Raw genomic sequence first — 17,375 nt, 5'->3', positions numbered from 1 at the left:
CGCCCGGCACACGGGCGTTTCACGGTCGTACGGCGTTCGGTACGGCCCTAGTTGGTGCCGATGCGGGCCAGCAGGTCGACGATCCGGTCCTGGACCTCGTCGCTCGTGGAACGCTCGGCGAGGAACAGCACCGACTCCCCCGCGGCCAGCCGCGGCAGTTCGGACGCGTCGACGGCGGCGGTGTAGACGACGAGCGGTGTGCGGTTCAACTGCCCGTTCGCACGCAGCCAGTCGACGATCCCGGCCCGCCGGCGCCGTACCTGCAGCAGATCCATCACCACGAGGTTCGGCCGCATCTGCGCGGCCAGCGTGACCGCGTCCTCGTCCGTCGAGGCCCGCGCGACCTGCATCCCGCGCCGCTCCAGCGTCGCCGTCAGGGCGAGCGCGATCTCCGCGTGCTCCTCGATGAGCAGCACGCGCGGCGGGTGCTGCTCGGAGTCGCGGGGCGCGAGCGCCTTCAGGAGGACGGCGGGGTCGGCGCCGTACGCGGCCTCGCGCGTCGCCTGTCCGAGGCCGGCCGTCACCAGGACGGGAACCTCGGCCGCGACGGCGGCCTCGCGCAGCGACTGCAGTGCCGTGCGGGTGATCGGGCCGGTCAGCGGGTCGACGAACAGCGCGGCGGGGAACGCGGCGATCTGCGCGTCGACCTCCTCGCGGGAGTTCACGATGACCGGCCGGTAGCCGCGGTCGCTCAGCGCCTGCTGGGTGCCGGCGTCGGGCGCCGGCCACACGAGCAGCCGCCGCGGGTTGTCCAGCGGCTCCGGGGGCAGTTCGTCGTCCACGGGCCGAGGCTGCGGCGGGTCTGCGACCTCGACGGCACCGCCGGGACCGTCGAGCGGCTCGGGACCCTCGGCGGCGTTCTCGTCCGGCGCCCCTATGGCGTACGACCGTCCGGCGCCCTCGGTGGTGCCGGGCCGTCGGGGCTTGCCGGCCGGCTGGGCCTGCGGAAGGGCGGGCGCGGCGGATTCCGGGTGCTCGGCGGCGGGCTCGGGCGGGGTGCCGAGCTTGCGGCGGCGGCCCGCGCCGTTCGTCGCGTGCGGCGGGGGCGTCGGGGCCTGGACGCCGCCGCCCGGCTGGGCGGCCTGGGCCTGACGGGCGAACGGAACGCCCTGCCCGAGCGTGCGCACGCTTATGGCACGGCCCTGCGTCGAGTTGGGGTCGGCCGAGGTGGACGCGGGCGCCGCCTCCGCGGGCAGCGGCTGAGCGACCCGCGCGGCCGGACGCTCCGGGGGCAGCGGGGCGGGAGCCGCCTGGGCGGCCGGGGCCGCGGTGTTCGCCGCGTTCGCCGCCGGGAGCGCGGGCTGCGCACCGGCGCCGGTGGTGTTCGCGTCGGGCCAGGGCTGGGCCGCCGGCGCGGGCGCGGCACCAGGCTGCGCGGCGACGGGGGCCAGGCCGGGGGGCACCGGCTGACCGGCGTTCGCGGCGACCGGCGTGGGAAGTCCCTGAGCCGGCACCGGCTGCCCCGAGGCGGGGACCGGCTGGCCGGGAAGGCCCTGCGCGGGGACCGGCTGGCCGAGCGCGGGCACCGGCTGTCCGGGAAGACCTTGTGCCGGAACCGGCTGCCCGGGAAGCCCCTGCGCCGGAACCGGCTGCCCGAGCGCGGGCACGGGCTGTCCCGGAACGCCCTGTCCCGGAACACCCTGCGCCGGAACACCCTGCGCCGGAACGCCCGGCTGTCCCGGAACGCCCGGCACCGGGAGTGCCTGCGCGGGTGCGCCAGGTGCCGCTTCGGGCGCCCCGTCGGCGAGCTGACGGGCGCGTCGGCGGCCCGTCGGAGCGGTGACCGGGTGCGGCTGCGGCGGGGTGTGGTCGTCGTCGGGGTCGTGCCCCATGGCGTCGTGGCGGCCGTCCGGCTGCTGGGCCAGCGCGACCTGGGCCTGCACCTGGGCCTGCGCCGCCTGGGCGGCCTGCGCCCGCGCGGCCTGGACCTCGGCGGCGTGGGCCTCGGCGGCCTGCTCCTGCGCGGCCTGCGCCTGCGCCTCGGCCTGGACGTACTCCGGCGAACGGTCGGCCTCCGCCGGCGGCAGCGCGAACACCGTACGGGCGCCCGTCTCCTGCGCGGCGGCACGCTCGGCCGCCGCGGCCAGCGCACGGCGGCGCCGCCCGGTCGGCCGGCCCGCCTCGTCGACGGCGCCGCCCTCCTCCTCGGGAGCGTCGTCCGGGGCCGCCGCGGCGGGCGCCGCGGGCAGCGCGTTCTGCTCGCCGTCCCGGCGCGCGCGCCGCCCGGAGGGCACCGGCACCCCCTGCGGAGGCACCGTCCCGCCCAGCCCGGACCCCGCGGCCGCGGTTCCCGCCCCGTGCTCGCCCGCCATCACGACCGCGCCCTCGGCCACCGGGTCGGGCGTGCCCGGGGCGTCGCCCGTGCCCTCGGCGGGGCTGGGCCGGCCACGGCGTCGTCCGGTGCCGCCGGACCCGTCCTCCGCCCCGTCGCCCTGCTGCTCCTGAGCGGGTGCCGGAAGCTCGCCCGCCGCCTGCTCCTCCGCGGCACGCCGGCGACGGCGCCCGGTGGGAACGGCCGCGCCGGCCGCCTCGACGGCCACCGGACCGGACTCCGCCGACTCCTCGCTCTCCAGGAAGGCGTCCGTGGAAGCCCGCCGGGCCCGCCGCCGGCCACCGCTCTGCTGCGGGGCCGGCTCGGCGAGGGCGACCTCGGCGCCGACGGGTGCCACGGCGTCGAACGGGACCGCGCCCGCCCCGCCGCCGATGGGCACCTCCAGGACGTACGCGCTGCCGCTCATCCCCGGCACCTCGTGCGTCTGGAGCACACCGCCGTGCGCGCGCACGATCCCGCGCACGATCGGCTCGTGCACCGGGTCTCCCCCGGCGTACGGCCCGCGCACCTCGATACGGACGACCTCGCCGCGCTGTGCCGCCGCCACGACGACCGTGTTGTCCATGTAACCGCCCGCCGACACCGGCGCGTTGCCGGTCGCGTCGACACCCGCGACGTCCGCGACGAGGTGGGCGAGGGCGCGCGCGAGACGCTGCGGGTCGACCTCGGCCTCGATGGGCGGCGCGTGCACGGCGAACTGCACGCGTCCGGGCCCGATCAGGTCGACGGCACCTTCGACACCGGCCGCGACCACGGCGTCGAGCATCACGTTCGTACGGAAGATCGTCTCGACGCCCGCGTCCAGCCGCTGGTAGCCGAGGACGTTGTCGACGAGCGTCGTGATCCGCGAGTAGCCGGCCGCGAGGTGGTGGAGCACCTGGTTGGCCTCGGGCCACAGCTGCCCCGCGTCGTCGGCGGCGAGCTTGGCCAGTTCGCCGCGGAGCTGGTCGAGGGGACCGCGCAGGGAGTGGCCGAGGACGGCGAGCAACTGCTCGTGCCGGGCGGCCAGCGCCTCGAAGCGGTCCTTCTCCCGCTCGCCGAGCGCCGCGTACCGCTCCTCGCCGGAGGCGAGTTCCTCCTCGTGCGCCTCGGTCAGCCCGGTGAGCTCGGCGGTGTGCCGCTCGCGCAGCTTCTCCAGCTCGGCGGTGTGCTCCTCGCCGATCCGCTCCAGCTCCTCGGCGTGCCGGATGTCGGCCGCCTCCTTCTCCTCGACCAGGGTGTCGTACGGACGCCGGTCGGTGAAGGTCATGACCGCGCCGACGAGCTGGTCCCCGTCGCGCACCGGAGAGGTCGTCAGGTCGACCGGGACCTTGTCCCCGGACTTCGACCACAGCACCTGCCCGCGCACCCGGTGCTTGCGTCCGGAGCGCAGCGTGTCGGCGAGCGGCGACTCCCCGTAGGGGAAGGGCTCGCCGTCCGCCCGCGAGTGCAGGACCAGGGTGTGCAGTTCCCTGCCGCCGAGATCGCTGGCACGGTATCCGAGGATCTGGGCGGCGGCGGGGTTGACGAGGACGACCCGTCCGTCGGTGTCCGTACCCACGACGCCCTCGGCCGCCGCGCGCAGGATCATCTCGGTCTGGCGCTGTGAACGCGCGAGCTCGGCCTCGGTGTCGACGGTGCCCGACAGGTCGCGCACGACGAGCATCAGCAGCTCGTCGGGGAGGGGGCCGTAGTTGTCGTAGGCCTGCTGGCCGCTCTCCAGATTCGCACTGGTGACCTCGACCGGGAACTCCGAGCCGTCGGTCCGCCGCGCGATCATCCGGGTGGGCTTGGTCCGCCCGCGCTCGTCGGTGGTGTCGGGGCGCCGCATCGAGCCGGGGATCAGCTTGGAGTCGAACTCGGGAAGCAGATCGAGCAGCCCGCGGCCCACCAGGGCCGTGCCCGGGGTCTCGAAGGCCTCCAGGGCGATCGTGTTGGCGTTCACGACGGTCCCGTTGGCGTTGACCAGGACCAGCGCATCCGGCAGCGCGTCCAGTATGGCTGCGAGGCGAGCAGCGCCTCGGGATGGCCTGCTGCTCACGAGACGCTTCCTCCCTGTTACCGCACCTTGCCGACCGCGGAGGCCATCTTGCCAACCGGCCCGCGGCGTGTCACGCGAGGGAGTCTACGGGCAGAGGTTGCGCTCGCGATGCCGGATGAGAGGGAGGTCGCACACATATGAGACGCAGAAGCGGCGTAGAACCTGTGACCACGCATTTCACCGTACGGAACCGTGAGAGCACCGTGAGATCACCGTGACTCCGCCGTGTCCTCGGTCCTTCACGTCCCTAGGAGCCGGTACCGGGAAGGACGGGCACGAGGGCGTTCCAGCGCGAGATCTCGCACCCGTTCGAGCGGTCGTAGCGCGCGTCGACGGGGCGCCCCGCCCACGTTCCGGTGACGTGCGCGGTGGCCGGACCCCCGTAGACCATCGTGCACATGCTGTCCGGCGGTACCGGGGCGAAGGTGTCCTTGCCCCAGGTGGTCATCCGGTCCAGCCGGTCGCAGGCCTCCGCCGCGTGCGGATGGGTGCCGCCGGCGGGGTGGCACTCCAGCTCGAACGTCCCGTCCGCGCCGCCGCCCACGCCGGCGACGGTGACGGTCAGCCGGTCGGAGGAGTCGTCCGGACGGGCCGGCGGGGGCATGAGCGCCGGCAGGACGACGCCGTACGCGGCGGCGACGGCCCGCGAGGACGGCGTCCCGGCGGGGAACAGCGAGTCCGGTACGCCGAGGGCCGCGGCTGAGGGTCCGGAGGGGGACGCCGCCGGTACGGGGGCTTCGGCGGGGGTGCCGGCGACGGCGCCGGACGCGGAGGAGAGCGCGGCGGAGGCTGACACGGCGGCGGTGAGGAGCAGTCGGCGCAACATGACCTGCCTAACGCCGGGCGACCCACCCGGTTGCGTGTTCGTGTGGGCTTTGCAGTGCGGCGTACCTGCCTAGTACCGTGGGGGGCGATTGGTGACACCGCGCTCGTCTGTGTCATCATCTGCACGCACCACTCGCGCTCGCGTGAGGGGTTGTGCGGGAGGCGTCGCCTAGTCCGGTCTATGGCGCCGCACTGCTAATGCGGTTTGGGACTTCAATCCCATCGAGGGTTCAAATCCCTCCGCCTCCGCGCGAAGATCCGAAACCCCGGTCCACTGGACCGGGGTTTCGGCGTTCCAGGGGTCCGCGAGGCCCGCCCGCCGTACCCGGCCCCGCCGGGTCCGCGAGCGCCCCGAAGGACGTTTGCCCAGCTCACAAGGGGTGTGGGGAATGGATTTCACATGGCGGCGGCAGTCATGTAATGTTCTTCCTGTCGCCGCGAGCGGGGCAAAAGCCCGGGGAGCGAAGACAAGAACAAAAACAGAACAAGCACTCGTAGCTTAACGGATAGAGCATCTGACTACGGATCAGAAGGTTGCAGGTTCGAATCCTGCCGAGTGCACACAGATCGAAGGCCCCGCCGGTTGAACCGGCGGGGCCTTCGGCGTGAGCGGGGGAGATCAACCCCTCCGGAACCGTGAGGGGTTCGGTCGGGGCGGCTTTCGGTGCCGAACGGAAAAGGACGGGCTCAGTCCCGGGCGGGGTTCGGGTCCGACGGGCTCGGTCCCGCGCGGGCTTCGGGGGCCGACGGGCTCAGTTCCGGGCGGGCTTCGGGGGCCGACGGGCTCAGTTCCGGGCGGGCTTCGGGGTCCACTGCCCGGGCGGATCGGCGTACTTGTAGATCGGGAGCCGTGTGATGCCGGAGGTGCGGAAGGGGCGGCCGTGGTCGTCGATCCGGACCGTGCCGGTGCTGCCCTGCGAGGACCAGTCGAGATCGAGGTACCACTCGCACGCGCAGTGCTCGGTCCCCGCCTCGACCACCAGCACCTCGGGGTCCTCCACGGAGACCCGGTAGGGCAGGCGCCTCGTCGGAAGGACCTCGCCGCCCTTGCTGCCGGGCACGGCCAGGGCGAGCGGGGTGTGCGCGTCGAGGTTCACGGTGAAGGCCCTGGGCGTGTCGCCTCCGCCGCAGCCCAGGCCCGTGTCGTAGACGAAGGCTCCGTCGCCGGGGGGCGCGGCGCGGCGCACGACCCGGACGTGCAGGGCTTCCAGGACCACGGCGGCCTCGGTACGACCCTGCACCGCCACCCGCACGGTCGTCTCCCCGCCGTGCACCGCGTCCTGGGCGTTCGCCCACACCTCGGCGTCCTGGGCGGACGGGGGCGGCGGGACCTGGTCCGGGGGCTCGCCGATGACGTAGTCGTGACCGCAGTCCCCTTTCCACACATGGGAGTTCACGGTCCAGGTGAACGGGACGGCCCGGGTGGACGGTCCGGCCGGGGCGTCGGTGGGCGACGCCGACGGACCACGGCGCGAGGAGGTTCCGGCCCCGGGCGACCCGTCGGCGGAGAACCCCGGGAACCCGGAGAACGCCGCGAACCCCGCGGCGGTCAGGACGAGCACGGAACCCAGGACCGCGGACACGACGGCCGGACGCCGCCGGTACCAGGAGCCGGAGGGCCGCCCGCCCGCGCCCGGGGTTCCGGGCGCCGGGTCCGGTGCCGGCGCCACGTCCGGTGCGGGGCGAGCCTGCGGCCCGGCCGCACCGGCCGGTGCGGGTGGCGTCAGGGGCGTGTCCGGGGTCCGCGGCCCGTCCGGTGCGGGGTGTGTCCGCGGACCCTCCGGCGTCCGCGCCGCCCCGTCCGGTGCGGGTCGGGTGGCTGCCGTGTCCGGTGTGAGGGGTGCAGGGGGCGAGTGGGGTGCGGGTGCGTCCTGTCGCGCCGGGGTCGTGCCGGGCTCCTCGGGGGTGTCTTCCGCGCCGCCGTTCGCGGCGCCCTCCGAACCGCCTTCAGGAACACCCGGTTCGCCCGCGGACGTCGGACGCGGCCGGGCGGCGGCCGGGCGGGAGCGCCTGCGTTCCGCGACCGCCAGGATCCACAGGCGGTGCAACTCCACGCGCTCCTGGGGAGAGGCCCCGCACAGCGCGGCGAACCGCTCCACCACGCCGAAGTCCAGCGGCACCGCCTCGCCCGCGCAATAGCGGTGCAGCGTGGAGGCGTTCATGTCGAGGCGCCGGGCCAGGGCCGCGTAGCTGCGATCCGTACGGGCCTTGAGGCGCGCCAGCAGTTCCGCGAACCTCGTCACGTCGTCGTCGGCCGCGGCCATGGCCCGTGCCCACCTCCGCTCGTCTCGGTCTGTCTCGGCCCGTCCCGTCCCGGAACGGCATCACAGGGGTTCATGTCTGTGCACGTCAACAGCCCTGGCCCGGTTCCCGTGTGCTGTGGATCCTTCGGCCGTGACGGCCGCGGTTCCCCCTGGCCGCTGATGCTCTTGGTGTCGCCTCAGCGGTACGGCCCCACCGGCCGGGCCGTTCAGGGGGAGCGGCATCCGGACGACGCACGCGCCCGCGGGGATCCGGCTGCCACCGTGTGCCCGTGCGTGCATCCCTGAGCGTTCCCGCAGGTCGTGGGCTGTGTCAGTGGGCTGTGTCAGCGGGGACCTCTACTGTCGTGGTGTGCGGCGGGTGTGGGTGTGTTCGGGGGTGCGGTGGTCGGGGGACGGGGCCGTGCTGGGGTGGGGCGGCGGGCGGACGAGTCCGCTGGTCCGGGGGCGGCGGATCGCGTTCGGTGTCGTGGACGGGGGTGTGCGGACGTGCGTGGGGGCCCGGGGGAACGCGTGTCCCGTGCGGGCCGCCGTGTCGCCGCGCGGCACCGGGGCGCGATGCGAGGAGTGCGCCCGCCTGGACCGGGCGCACTCCGTCGCCGCCGACACGCTGGCCGACGATCCGCGGCCGTACCGCGTGTATCTCGCGTGGTTCGGGCCCGGCCTGGTCAAGGTGGGGATCACCCGGGTCGAGCGGGCCTCCGCCCGGCTGCTCGAGCAGGGCGCCGTCACCTTCAGCTGGCTGGGGCAGGGGCCGTTGATGGCGGCGCGCCGGACCGAGGAACTGCTGCGGGCCGCACTCGGGGTCCCGGACCGGATCCCGTACGCCGACAAGCGGGCGGTGCGGGCGGTGCTGCCGGGGGCCTCGGAGCGGGTCGCAGAGATCCGCGAGCTGCACGCGCGGGCCGGCGATCTCGGCGGCTGGCCCGAGTCGCTCCGGCGCGCCCCCTTCGAGCCCGTGGACCACACGGACCTGTTCGGACTCGGCGGGCTGCCGCCCGCGCGGGCGGCCGTGCGCGAGCTGGCGGCGGGAGGCTCCGTCGCCGGTGAGCTGTGCGCCGTCGCGGGTCCCGACCTCCATCTCCTCACCGGACGCGGAGTCGTCGTCCTCGACGCCCGGCTGATGACGGGGTGGGACCTGACGGGCGTCGGGGACACGGACGCGGACCGGGACTCCGGAGTCACCTTTCCCGTCAGGGAGTTGTCCGCCCCGGACGCCGGAGTCCAGGACGGGCTGTTCTGAGCGGTCTCCTGCGGAGGGAGAGAGGGGAGAGGGGCGCCGAGGGGCCCGCGACGGTCCGCCGGGCGGAAAGGTCAAGACTTCGATCCCTTTCGGATCCCGTTCGGAAAGCCGCTGGACTACGGGGGACACCCGCAAGGAGAGTGTCGGACATGAGCGATCACCCTCCCGTGCCTGTCGCGGCCTTCGAGCCCCCCTACTACGTCGCCGTGTTCACCTCCGTACGGACGGAGGAGGAAGGCGGGTACGGGGAGACCGCCGAGCGGATGGACGAGCTGGTGCAGCGGATCCCGGGCTACCTGGGCATGGACCACGCGCGGACACCGGGCGGACTGGCCATCACCGTCGGGTACTTCCGGGACGAGGACGCCATCAAGGAGTGGGGCGCGCACGCCGAACACCGGACGGCACAGCGGCGCGGCCGGGCCGACTGGTACGAGCGCTACACCCTGCACATCGCCAAGGTCGAGCGGAGCCACGGGGTCGAGCGTGCCGACGGCTGACCGGGAAGGCGCGACGGGCGAGGGGACCGAGGACGTGGACGTGCGGGACGAGGCGCGGGACGTGCGGGACTTCTGGCAGGGGCTGGGGCTTCCCGGGCTCGTCGACGTCCACACGCACTTCATGCCCGAGCGGGTGCTGCGCAAGGTGTGGGACTACTTCGACGGACTCGGTGAACTCACCGGCGGCATCGAATGGCCGATCGCCTACCGCGCGGACGAGGACGAACGGCTCGCCCTGATCCGGGAGTTCGGGGTGAGCGCTTTCACGGCGATGCTCTACCCGCACAAGGCCGGCATGGCCGAATGGCTCAACTCCTGGGCCGTGGACTTCGCCCGCCGCACCCCGGACTGCCTGCACACCGCGACCCTCTTCCCCGAGCCGGGCGTCGAGGGTTACGTGCGCGAGGCGGTGGAGGCGGGCGCGCGCGTCTTCAAGTCACACGTCCAGGTGGGGGCGTACGACCCCGCGGACGAACTCCTCGACCCGGCCTGGGGACTGCTCGCCGAGGCGGGAGTACCCGTGGTGATCCACTGCGGATCGGGTCCCTCCCCCGGCAAGTACACCGGCCCGGCCCCGGCCGCGGCCGTCCTGCGCCGCCATCCCCGGCTGCGGTTCGTCTTCGCGCACATGGGCATGCCCGAGTACGAGGACTTCCTCGGCCTCGCCGAGCGGTACGACGAGGTACGGCTCGACACGACCATGGCGTTCACCGACTTCAGCGAGCGGCTCGCGCCGTTCCCGCCCGGACTCCTGCCCCGCCTCGCCGACCTCGGGGACCGGGTGCTCCTCGGCACGGACTTCCCGAACATCCCGTACCCCTACGTCCACCAGCTGCACGCGCTGCGACGGCTCGGGCTGGGGGACGACTGGCTGCGAGCGGTCTGCCACGGGAACGGCGCCCGCCTCTTCGGCCTCCGCTGACACCGGGGTCGGCTCCGGCGACGGCGGAAAGCGATACCCAGCAGTTTCCTGAGAGGTACCTGTGCGTTTCTCAGGGAAATCACAGGTTGGCGAAAGGATGCTCTCAGCGGGGCGCACCAAGGTGTTCGCATGACCACGACCTCGCCCCAGGGGCGCACCGAACTGCTGAGGCCGGACGGGAGCCCCGTCCGAGTGCTTGTGGTGGACGACGAGCTGTCGATCACCGAGCTGCTGTCCATGGCCCTTCGCTACGAAGGGTGGCAGATCCGCAGCGCGGGCGACGGAACGGGCGCGGTGCAGACCGCGCGCGAGTTCCGGCCCGACGCCGTGGTGCTCGACATGATGCTGCCGGACATGGACGGCCTGACGGTGCTCGGGCGGCTCCGCCGCGAGCAGCCCGACGTCCCGGTGCTGTTCCTGACCGCGAAGGACGCGGTCGAGGACCGTATCGCCGGCCTCACCGCCGGCGGCGACGACTACGTCACCAAGCCGTTCAGTCTGGAGGAGGTCGTGGCCCGGCTGCGCGGTCTGATCCGGCGTTCCGGCGCCGCCGACCGGCGGTCCGAGTCCGTGCTCGTCGTCGGGGACCTCACCCTGGACGAGGACAGCCACGAGGTGTCGCGGGGCGGGGACAACATCCACCTCACGGCGACCGAGTTCGAGCTGCTGCGCTTCCTGATGCGCAATCCGCGCCGCGTGCTGAGCAAGGCGCAGATACTCGACCGCGTGTGGTCGTACGACTTCGGTGGTCAGGCCAACGTGGTCGAGCTCTACATCTCGTACCTGCGCCGGAAGATCGACGCCGGACGGGAACCGATGATCCACACCCGGCGGGGGGCCGGTTACCTGATCAAGCCCGCGACGTCATGAGCGGACGACGACGGCCGCGGGCGCAGAAGAGGCGGGGACGACAGCCGCGCACCCTTCGGACGCGGCTCGTCGTCGGGTCCGTCGCGCTGATCGCCGTCGTGTGCGCGGTGATCGGCACCGTGACCACGATCGCGCTGCGCACCCACCTGTACGACCAGCTGGACAGCAACGTCGCCGAGGCGGCGATGCGCGCCGCGGGTCCGGCGGGCGGCCCCACGGGAGGCCCCTCCGGCGGCGGGACCGTGCACCCGCCGGGCGACGACGTCATCGCCAAGGACCCCCTCGGGTTCGTGCTCCGGGGGCAGGCCATGGGCGCCATCGGCGCGACCGTGACGAACGGCAAGGTCACCGAGGGCATAGTCAGCGTGGGGAAGAAGGACTCCAACGGGGTCAAGCAGCCCACGCCGCTCGATCTCGGCGCGAGCCAGCTCGCCGCCCTCTCCTCCGTCGCGAAGGACGGACACGCCCACACCGTGGAGATCCCCGGCCGGGGCGAGTACCGCGTGCTGTACCAGGAGGGGCGGAACGGCGCCTTCTACGTGGCGCTGCCGACCGAAGACGTCACCAACACCCTCACCACGCTGATCTACGTCGAGATCAGCGTCACCGGTGCCGGTCTCGCGGCGGCCTCCCTCGCGGGCGCCGCCATCGTGACCATCGCGCTTCGGCCGCTGCGCAAGGTCGCGGCGACCGCCACCCGGGTATCCGAACTTCCCCTGCACAGCGGCGAGGTCACCCTCTACGAGCGGGTGCCGGAGTCCGAGTCCGATCCGCACACCGAGGTCGGGCAGGTCGGGGCGGCGCTCAACCGCATGCTCGACCACATCCACGGCGCGCTGCACGCGCGCCAGCAGAGCGAGATGCGCGTCCGTCAGTTCGTCGCGGACGCCAGTCACGAGCTGCGCACCCCGCTGGCCTCCATCCGCGGGTACGCCGAGCTGACCAGACGCGGCCGCGAGGAGACCGGGCCCGACACCCGGCACGCGCTCGGACGGATCGAGTCCGAGGCCGGCCGGATGACGCTGCTCGTGGAGGATCTGCTGCTGCTCGCCCGCCTCGACGCCGGGCGGCCGCTGCAGTGCGAGCAGACCGACCTCGTACCCCTGGTGATCGATGCCGTGAGCGACGCGCGGGCGGCCGGGCGGAACCACAACTGGCGGCTCGAACTGCCCGAGGAGCCCGCGCTGGTGTCGGCGGACGCCGCCCGCCTCCAGCAGGTCATGGTCAACCTCTTCGCCAACGCCCGCACGCACACCCCACCGGGGACGACCGTCACCGCGCGGGTGCGCCGGCAGGGGCCGTGGCTGTGCGTGGACGTGCAGGACGACGGCCCCGGCATCCCGCCCGATCTGCTGCCGCGCGTCTTCGAGCGGTTCGCGCGAGGCGACACGTCGCGCTCGCGTGCCTCCGGATCGACCGGTCTCGGGCTCGCCATCGTGCAGGCCGTCGCGGCCGCCCACGGGGGCGCGGTGACGGTGGACAGCGTCCCCGGAAGGACCGTGTTCACCCTGCATCTGCCCGCGGTCGCCCCCGAAACATCGTGGCAATCGCACTCACAGGCACAGCACAGCACCACCACATGGGTGCGACAGGGGGCTTGACGAGAGTCGTTCCCATGCGAACCGACTCTTCTCCCGGCAACCTGCCGGCGCGGGAGCACCTCCCGGCCGCAGACGCGGGAACGCCTGTCCTGGATGTCGTGATCCCCGTCTACAACGAGGAGAAGGACCTCCAGCCATGCGTCCTCAGACTGCACGACCACCTCAGGCGCACGTTCCCGTACACGTTCCGGATCACGGTGGCGGACAACGCCTCCACGGACAGCACCCCGCGGGTGGCGGCTCGGCTGGCGGCACAGATCCCCGAGGTCAGGTCCTTCCGGCTGGAGCAGAAGGGCCGCGGCCGGGCGCTGCGGACCGTGTGGTCGGCGTCCGACGCGCCGGTCCTCGCGTACATGGACGTGGACCTGTCCACCGATCTGAACGCCCTGCTCCCGCTGGTGGCCCCGCTGATCTCCGGTCACTCGGACCTCGCGATCGGCTCGCGGCTGTCCCGCTCCTCGCGAGTGGTACGGGGAGCCAAGCGGGAGTTCATCAGCCGCGCCTACAACCTGATCCTGCGCGGCTCGCTCCAGGCCCGTTTCACGGACGCGCAGTGCGGCTTCAAGGCGATCCGCCGTGACGTCGCCCAGGTGCTGCTGCCGCTCGTCGAGGACACCGGATGGTTCTTCGACACCGAGATGCTGGTACTGGCCGAGCGGGCCGGGCTGCGCATCCACGAGGTCCCCGTCGACTGGGTCGACGACCCGGACTCGACCGTCCACATCGTGAAGACCGCGACGGACGACCTGAAGGGTGTGTGGCGGGTGGGACGCGCCCTCGCCACGGGCTCGCTCTCGCTCGACCGGCTCACCCGGCCCTTCGGGGACGACCCGCGCGACCGCGAACTGACCGACGTCCCCAAGGGACTGGCCCGCCAGCTCGTCGGCTTCTGCGTCGTCGGTGGCCTGTCCACCCTCTTCTACCTGCTGCTCTACACCGTCTTCCGCTCCTTCTCCGGGGCACAGGTCGCCAACGCGCTCGCGCTGCTCGTCTCGGCGGTCGCCAACACGGCGGCCAACCGGCGGCTCACCTTCGGTGTGCGCGGCCGCAGCGGCGCCGTCCGGCACCAGGCGCAGGGCCTGGTCGTCTTCGGCATCGGGCTCGTCCTGACCAGCGGATCCCTCGCCGCGCTCAACGCGGCGACGAGCGATCCCGCGCACTCCACCGAACTGGCGGTGCTCATCGCCGCCAACCTCGCGGCGACCGTGCTGCGCTTCCTGCTCTTCCGCGCCTGGGTCTTCTCCGACCGGCGCGGCGGGACGCCGTCGCCCTCCCCGGTGGTGGCCTCCCACCAGTCGTCCTCCCACCAGCCGTCCTCCCCGTTCCGTACGACGGGTGCACGGCGGGACGCCGGCGCCTGTCCCCCGCTGCCGCAGCGCCCGACGGCACCCTCCTCCCCCCACGGCACCGACGCCTTCCGCTCCGACGAGGCCGCGGAAGGCTCCTGGCGGGATTCGACCATGCAGTTGCAGGCCGTGCGCCCGCACGATCACGATCAGAGGAACGCGCGATGACGACACAGCCCGACACGAGCGCCGGTACCGCCGGTACCGATCCCCGCACGAACGCCGAGGCCGGCACCGGCGGTATCAGCGCCGCGAACGAGGCCGGCGCCGGTACGAGCGGTGGCGCTGTCACCTCCTCCGGCCGGGCCTGGGGGCCGCCCGCCTCGGCACCGCCCCCGGAGCACGCCCCGCCCGCGGCCGGCCCCGGGTCCGGCGAGCCCCGGCAGCCCTTCCCGCGGCGGGTCTGGCGAGGCCGGCCCGAGGACCCGCGCTGGGCGCGTCCCGCCTTCCTCGGCCTGCTGCTCGTCACCGCGGTGCTGTACCTGTACAACCTGAGTTCCTCCGGGTACGCCAACTCCTTCTACTCCGCGGCCGTGCAGGCCGGCAGCCAGAGCTGGAAGGCATTCTTCTTCGGCTCGCTCGACTCGGCCAACGCCATCACCGTCGACAAGCCCCCGGCCTCGCTGTGGCCGATGGCCCTGTCGGTGCGGATCCTCGGCCTCAGCTCCTGGGCGATCCTCTTCCCCGAGGTGCTGATGGGCGTCGCCACGGTCGGCGTCCTGTACGCGGCCGTACGCCGCCGGTTCAGCGCCGCGGCGGGTCTGATCGCCGGCGCCGTGCTCGCGCTCACCCCGGTCGCCGCGCTGATGTTCCGGTTCAACAACCCGGACGCGATGCTCGCGCTGCTCATGACCGTCACGGTCTACTGCGTGATCCGCGCCCTGGAGGACGGCCGCACCAAGTGGCTCCTGTGGGCGGGCGCCGCGGTGGGTCTCGCCTTCCTCACCAAGACCCTCCAGGCCTTCCTGATCCTGCCGCCGCTGGCCGTGCTGTACGCGGTCTGCGCGCCGGTGCCGGTGCGGAAGCGGTTCACGCAACTGGGCCTCTCGGCGGCCGCGATGGTCGTCGCCGGCGGCTGGTGGGTCGCGATCGTCGAACTGTGGCCCGCGTCCTCCCGCCCGTACATCGGCGGCTCGCAGAACAACTCGTTCCTGGAGCTGACCTTCGGCTACAACGGACTCGGCCGCATCAACGGCGACGAGACCGGCAGCGTCGGCGGCGGCGGCGGTGGTGGCGGCACCGGGCAGTGGGGCGAGACCGGCTGGGACCGCATGTTCAACTCCGAGATCGGCAGCCAGATCTCCTGGCTGCTCCCGGCGGCCCTGATCCTGCTCGTGGGCGGCCTCGTCCTGACCCGGAGGGCGAAGCGGACCGACCTGGCCCGCGCCTCCTTCCTCGCCTGGGGCGGCGCGCTGCTGATGACCATGCTGGTGTTCAGCTACATGGCCGGCATCTTCCACCAGTACTACACGGTGGCCCTGGCCCCCTACATCGCCGCCGTGGTCGGCATGGGCGCGACGGCCCTGTGGGCGGAGCGGGGCAAGGTGTGGGCGGCGCTCACCCTCGCCGGGTCGGTCACCGCGACCGCGGCCTGGGGCTACGTCCTCCTCAACCGCACCCCCGACTACCTGCCGTGGCTCAAGTGGCTGGTCCTCGTCGGCGGTCTGACCGCCGCGCTCGGTCTGATCTTCGCGGCCCGGCTGGGCAGGCAGCTCGCCCTCGCGGCGGCCGGACTGGGCTTCGTGGCGGCGGTCGCGGGCCCGACGGCGTACACGCTCTCCACGGTGGACACCGGGCACACCGGTTCCATCGTGACCGCCGGTCCGGCCGGTGCGAGCATGATGGGCGGCCGGGGCGGTCCCGGCGGTGGCATGCGGGGCGGGTTCCCCGGTGGCGGCCAGAACCAGCAGAACGGCAACGGCGGCATGCCGAACGGGCAGCAGGGCGGCGGCATGCCCGGCGGCGGCACGGGGCAGCCCCCGACGGGCGGCACCGGCGGCTTCCCCGGCCAGAACCAGCAGGGCAACGGCGGTACGCAGGGCCAGAACCAGCAGGGCGGCATGCCCGGCGGCGGTACGGGCGAGGGCGGCTTCCCCGGCGGTGGCGGCGGTGCCGGAGGACTGCTGAACGGTGCGAACGTCAGCTCCGAGGCGAAGGCGCTGCTGTCGAAGAACGCCGGGGACTACACCTGGGCGGCGGCCGCGATCGGTTCCCAGAACTCCGCGAGCTACCAACTGGCCACCGGCAAGCCGGTGATGGCGATCGGCGGCTTCAACGGCACCGACCCGTCGCCGACTCTGGCCCAGTTCAAGAAGTACGTGACGGACGGCAAGATCCACTACTTCATCTCGGGCGGTGGCATGGGCGGCGGCATGGGTGGCAACTCGGGCACCTCCTCGCAGATCAGCTCGTGGGTCACGGCCAACTTCAAGAAGGTGACGGTGGGTTCGGCCACCTTCTACGACCTGACGCAGCCGGCGAGCGGCAGCTGACCGGGTCGGGACGGTGAACAGGTGGTGGTCCGGGGCGAGTTCGCTCCGGGCCACCGCTCGTTCGGGGCCACCGCCCGTTCGGGGGCACCTTCCGATAGTCGTTCCCGTGGCTGTTTCGTGCGGTGGGGCCGTCGTGTGCTCGCGGGGCGCGCTTAGCATCGTCGGGGAAGGTGACCGGGGAGTCCGGCCCGGTCCGTGGTCGAGTTCCGGGAAGGGGCGCCATGGTGGGGGCAGCGGACAGGGCGAAGCGGGTGGCGCGGACCAGCGTCTGGCTGTCGGGTACGGCCCGCCGTGTCAGGGCTCCCCGTCGTGGGGCCGCCGGGGCCGTCGGGCTCGACCGGGAGCGGATCACCGTTGCCGCGGTGCGGTTGCTGGACGCGGAGGGGCCGGCGGGGTTCTCCATGCGGCGGCTGGCGGCCGAGCTGAACGTCACCGCGATGTCCGTGTACTGGTACGTCGACACCAAGGACGAGTTGCTGGAGCTCGCGCTCGATGCCGTGTTCGGTGAGCTGGAGCTGCCGGACGCCGGATCGGAGGAGGGCTGGCGTGATCAGCTCAGGGAGCTGGCCACCGGGTACCGGGGGCTGCTGGTGCGTCACCCGTGGGTGCCGGGGCTGATCGGGAACCTTCTGAACATCGGGCCGTCCGCGATGGCGTTCTCGGCTTGTGTGCGGCAGGTGATCCGGAAGACCGGGATGCCGCCGGACGGGCGGACGGGGGCCATGTCGGCCGTGCTCCAGTTCGTGTACGGGGCGCACGTCGGCGGTGCGGAGACGCGGGAGCGGGATTTCGAGTTCGCGCTGGAGTTGCTGATCGCGGGCATCGAGACGAAGGTGCCGCCTGCTTGACGCACCAGCGCGGTTCCGGTCCGGTGGGTGGGTCGGGGCCGTGCCGGTGCATCAGGCCGTCGCTGTCGGGCGGAGAAGTGACCGTTAGTGGCGACGGCCATCGATGTACCGGCAC

At 73.4% G+C, this 17,375-nt stretch carries 11 protein-coding genes and 2 tRNA genes; 10 read left to right on the top strand and 3 right to left on the bottom strand.

Annotated features, from left to right (window positions below; genetic code table 11):
* Positions 1-47: 47 nt before the first annotated feature.
* A complete protein-coding gene (locus ACFYYF_RS15575; protein WP_388775781.1) occupies positions 48-4,352 on the bottom strand; it encodes a PAS domain-containing protein in 4,305 nt (1,434 codons plus the stop codon).
* A 247-nt stretch (positions 4,353-4,599) separates the two neighbouring features.
* Entirely contained in the window at positions 4,600-5,178 is a 579-nt protein-coding gene (locus ACFYYF_RS15570; protein WP_388775778.1) for an SSI family serine proteinase inhibitor, read from the bottom strand.
* Positions 5,179-5,335: 157 nt separating this feature from the next.
* Between ACFYYF_RS15570 and ACFYYF_RS15565 the strand changes: the two genes are divergently transcribed.
* Positions 5,336-5,426 (top strand) — tRNA-Ser (locus tag ACFYYF_RS15565).
* Between the two features lie 239 nt (positions 5,427-5,665).
* Positions 5,666-5,738, top strand: a tRNA-Arg gene (locus ACFYYF_RS15560).
* A 224-nt stretch (positions 5,739-5,962) separates the two neighbouring features.
* On the opposite strand, the gene ACFYYF_RS15555 is transcribed toward ACFYYF_RS15560, so the two are convergent.
* Positions 5,963-7,441: a helix-turn-helix domain-containing protein gene (locus ACFYYF_RS15555; protein WP_388775775.1), complete on the bottom strand. Its 1,479-nt coding sequence runs from the start codon at positions 7,439-7,441 to the stop codon at positions 5,963-5,965.
* 349 nt (positions 7,442-7,790) lie between these two features.
* Between ACFYYF_RS15555 and ACFYYF_RS15550 the strand changes: the two genes are divergently transcribed.
* The 8 genes from ACFYYF_RS15550 to ACFYYF_RS15515 all read left to right on the top strand — a co-directional run bounded on the left by ACFYYF_RS15550 (position 7,791) and on the right by ACFYYF_RS15515 (position 17,260).
* Complete coding sequence (locus ACFYYF_RS15550; protein ID WP_388775772.1) at positions 7,791-8,681, top strand: DUF2797 domain-containing protein; 891 nt, start codon at positions 7,791-7,793, stop codon at positions 8,679-8,681.
* A 149-nt stretch (positions 8,682-8,830) separates the two neighbouring features.
* Positions 8,831-9,181, top strand: coding sequence for an antibiotic biosynthesis monooxygenase family protein (locus ACFYYF_RS15545; RefSeq protein ID WP_388775769.1), 351 nt, complete (start codon positions 8,831-8,833; stop codon positions 9,179-9,181).
* A 34-nt stretch (positions 9,182-9,215) separates the two neighbouring features.
* Positions 9,216-10,103, top strand: a complete 888-nt coding sequence (locus ACFYYF_RS15540; protein WP_388776737.1) for an amidohydrolase family protein — start codon at positions 9,216-9,218, stop codon at positions 10,101-10,103.
* A gap of 129 nt (positions 10,104-10,232) precedes the next feature.
* Complete coding sequence (locus tag ACFYYF_RS15535; protein WP_361682791.1) at positions 10,233-10,973, top strand: response regulator transcription factor; 741 nt, start codon at positions 10,233-10,235, stop codon at positions 10,971-10,973.
* Complete coding sequence (locus tag ACFYYF_RS15530) at positions 10,970-12,574, top strand: sensor histidine kinase (RefSeq protein ID WP_388775766.1); 1,605 nt, start codon at positions 10,970-10,972, stop codon at positions 12,572-12,574. The genes ACFYYF_RS15535 and ACFYYF_RS15530 overlap by 4 nt, the downstream gene beginning before the upstream one ends.
* A 14-nt stretch (positions 12,575-12,588) precedes the next feature.
* Positions 12,589-14,088 (top strand): glycosyltransferase, encoded by a 1,500-nt coding sequence (locus tag ACFYYF_RS15525; RefSeq protein ID WP_388775763.1) that lies wholly within the window; start codon positions 12,589-12,591, stop codon positions 14,086-14,088.
* The gene (locus tag ACFYYF_RS15520; protein WP_388775761.1) at positions 14,085-16,412 is read left to right on the top strand and encodes an ArnT family glycosyltransferase; all 2,328 of its coding nucleotides are present in this window, start codon (positions 14,085-14,087) and stop codon (positions 16,410-16,412) included. Before ACFYYF_RS15525 ends, ACFYYF_RS15520 begins: the two co-directional genes overlap by 4 nt.
* Before the next feature lie 221 nt (positions 16,413-16,633).
* Entirely contained in the window at positions 16,634-17,260 is a 627-nt protein-coding gene (locus ACFYYF_RS15515; protein WP_388775759.1) for a TetR/AcrR family transcriptional regulator, read from the top strand.
* Positions 17,261-17,375 lie beyond the last annotated feature (115 nt).

The sequence above is a fragment of the Streptomyces sp. NPDC001914 genome (assembly GCF_042891215.1).
Lineage (GTDB): Bacteria > Actinomycetota > Actinomycetes > Streptomycetales > Streptomycetaceae > Streptomyces.
The sequence above is the reverse complement of the archived record's forward strand: the minus strand, read 5'-3'. Positions and strand labels throughout refer to the sequence as shown.

What these genes read in the sequence shown, in the direction of transcription:
- ACFYYF_RS15535 (WP_361682791.1), top strand. Translation starts at nt 10,233, where the DNA reads ATGACCACGACCTCGCCCCAGGGGCGCACCGAACTGCTGAGGCCGGAC.
- ACFYYF_RS15525 (WP_388775763.1), top strand. Translation starts at nt 12,589, where the DNA reads ATGCGAACCGACTCTTCTCCCGGCAACCTGCCGGCGCGGGAGCACCTC.
- ACFYYF_RS15545 (WP_388775769.1), top strand. Translation starts at nt 8,831, where the DNA reads ATGAGCGATCACCCTCCCGTGCCTGTCGCGGCCTTCGAGCCCCCCTAC.
- ACFYYF_RS15570 (WP_388775778.1), bottom strand. Translation starts at nt 5,178, where the DNA reads ATGTTGCGCCGACTGCTCCTCACCGCCGCCGTGTCAGCCTCCGCCGCG.
- ACFYYF_RS15530 (WP_388775766.1), top strand. Translation starts at nt 10,970, where the DNA reads ATGAGCGGACGACGACGGCCGCGGGCGCAGAAGAGGCGGGGACGACAG.
- ACFYYF_RS15515 (WP_388775759.1), top strand. Translation starts at nt 16,634, where the DNA reads ATGGTGGGGGCAGCGGACAGGGCGAAGCGGGTGGCGCGGACCAGCGTC.
- ACFYYF_RS15555 (WP_388775775.1), bottom strand. Translation starts at nt 7,441, where the DNA reads ATGGCCGCGGCCGACGACGACGTGACGAGGTTCGCGGAACTGCTGGCG.
- ACFYYF_RS15520 (WP_388775761.1), top strand. Translation starts at nt 14,085, where the DNA reads ATGACGACACAGCCCGACACGAGCGCCGGTACCGCCGGTACCGATCCC.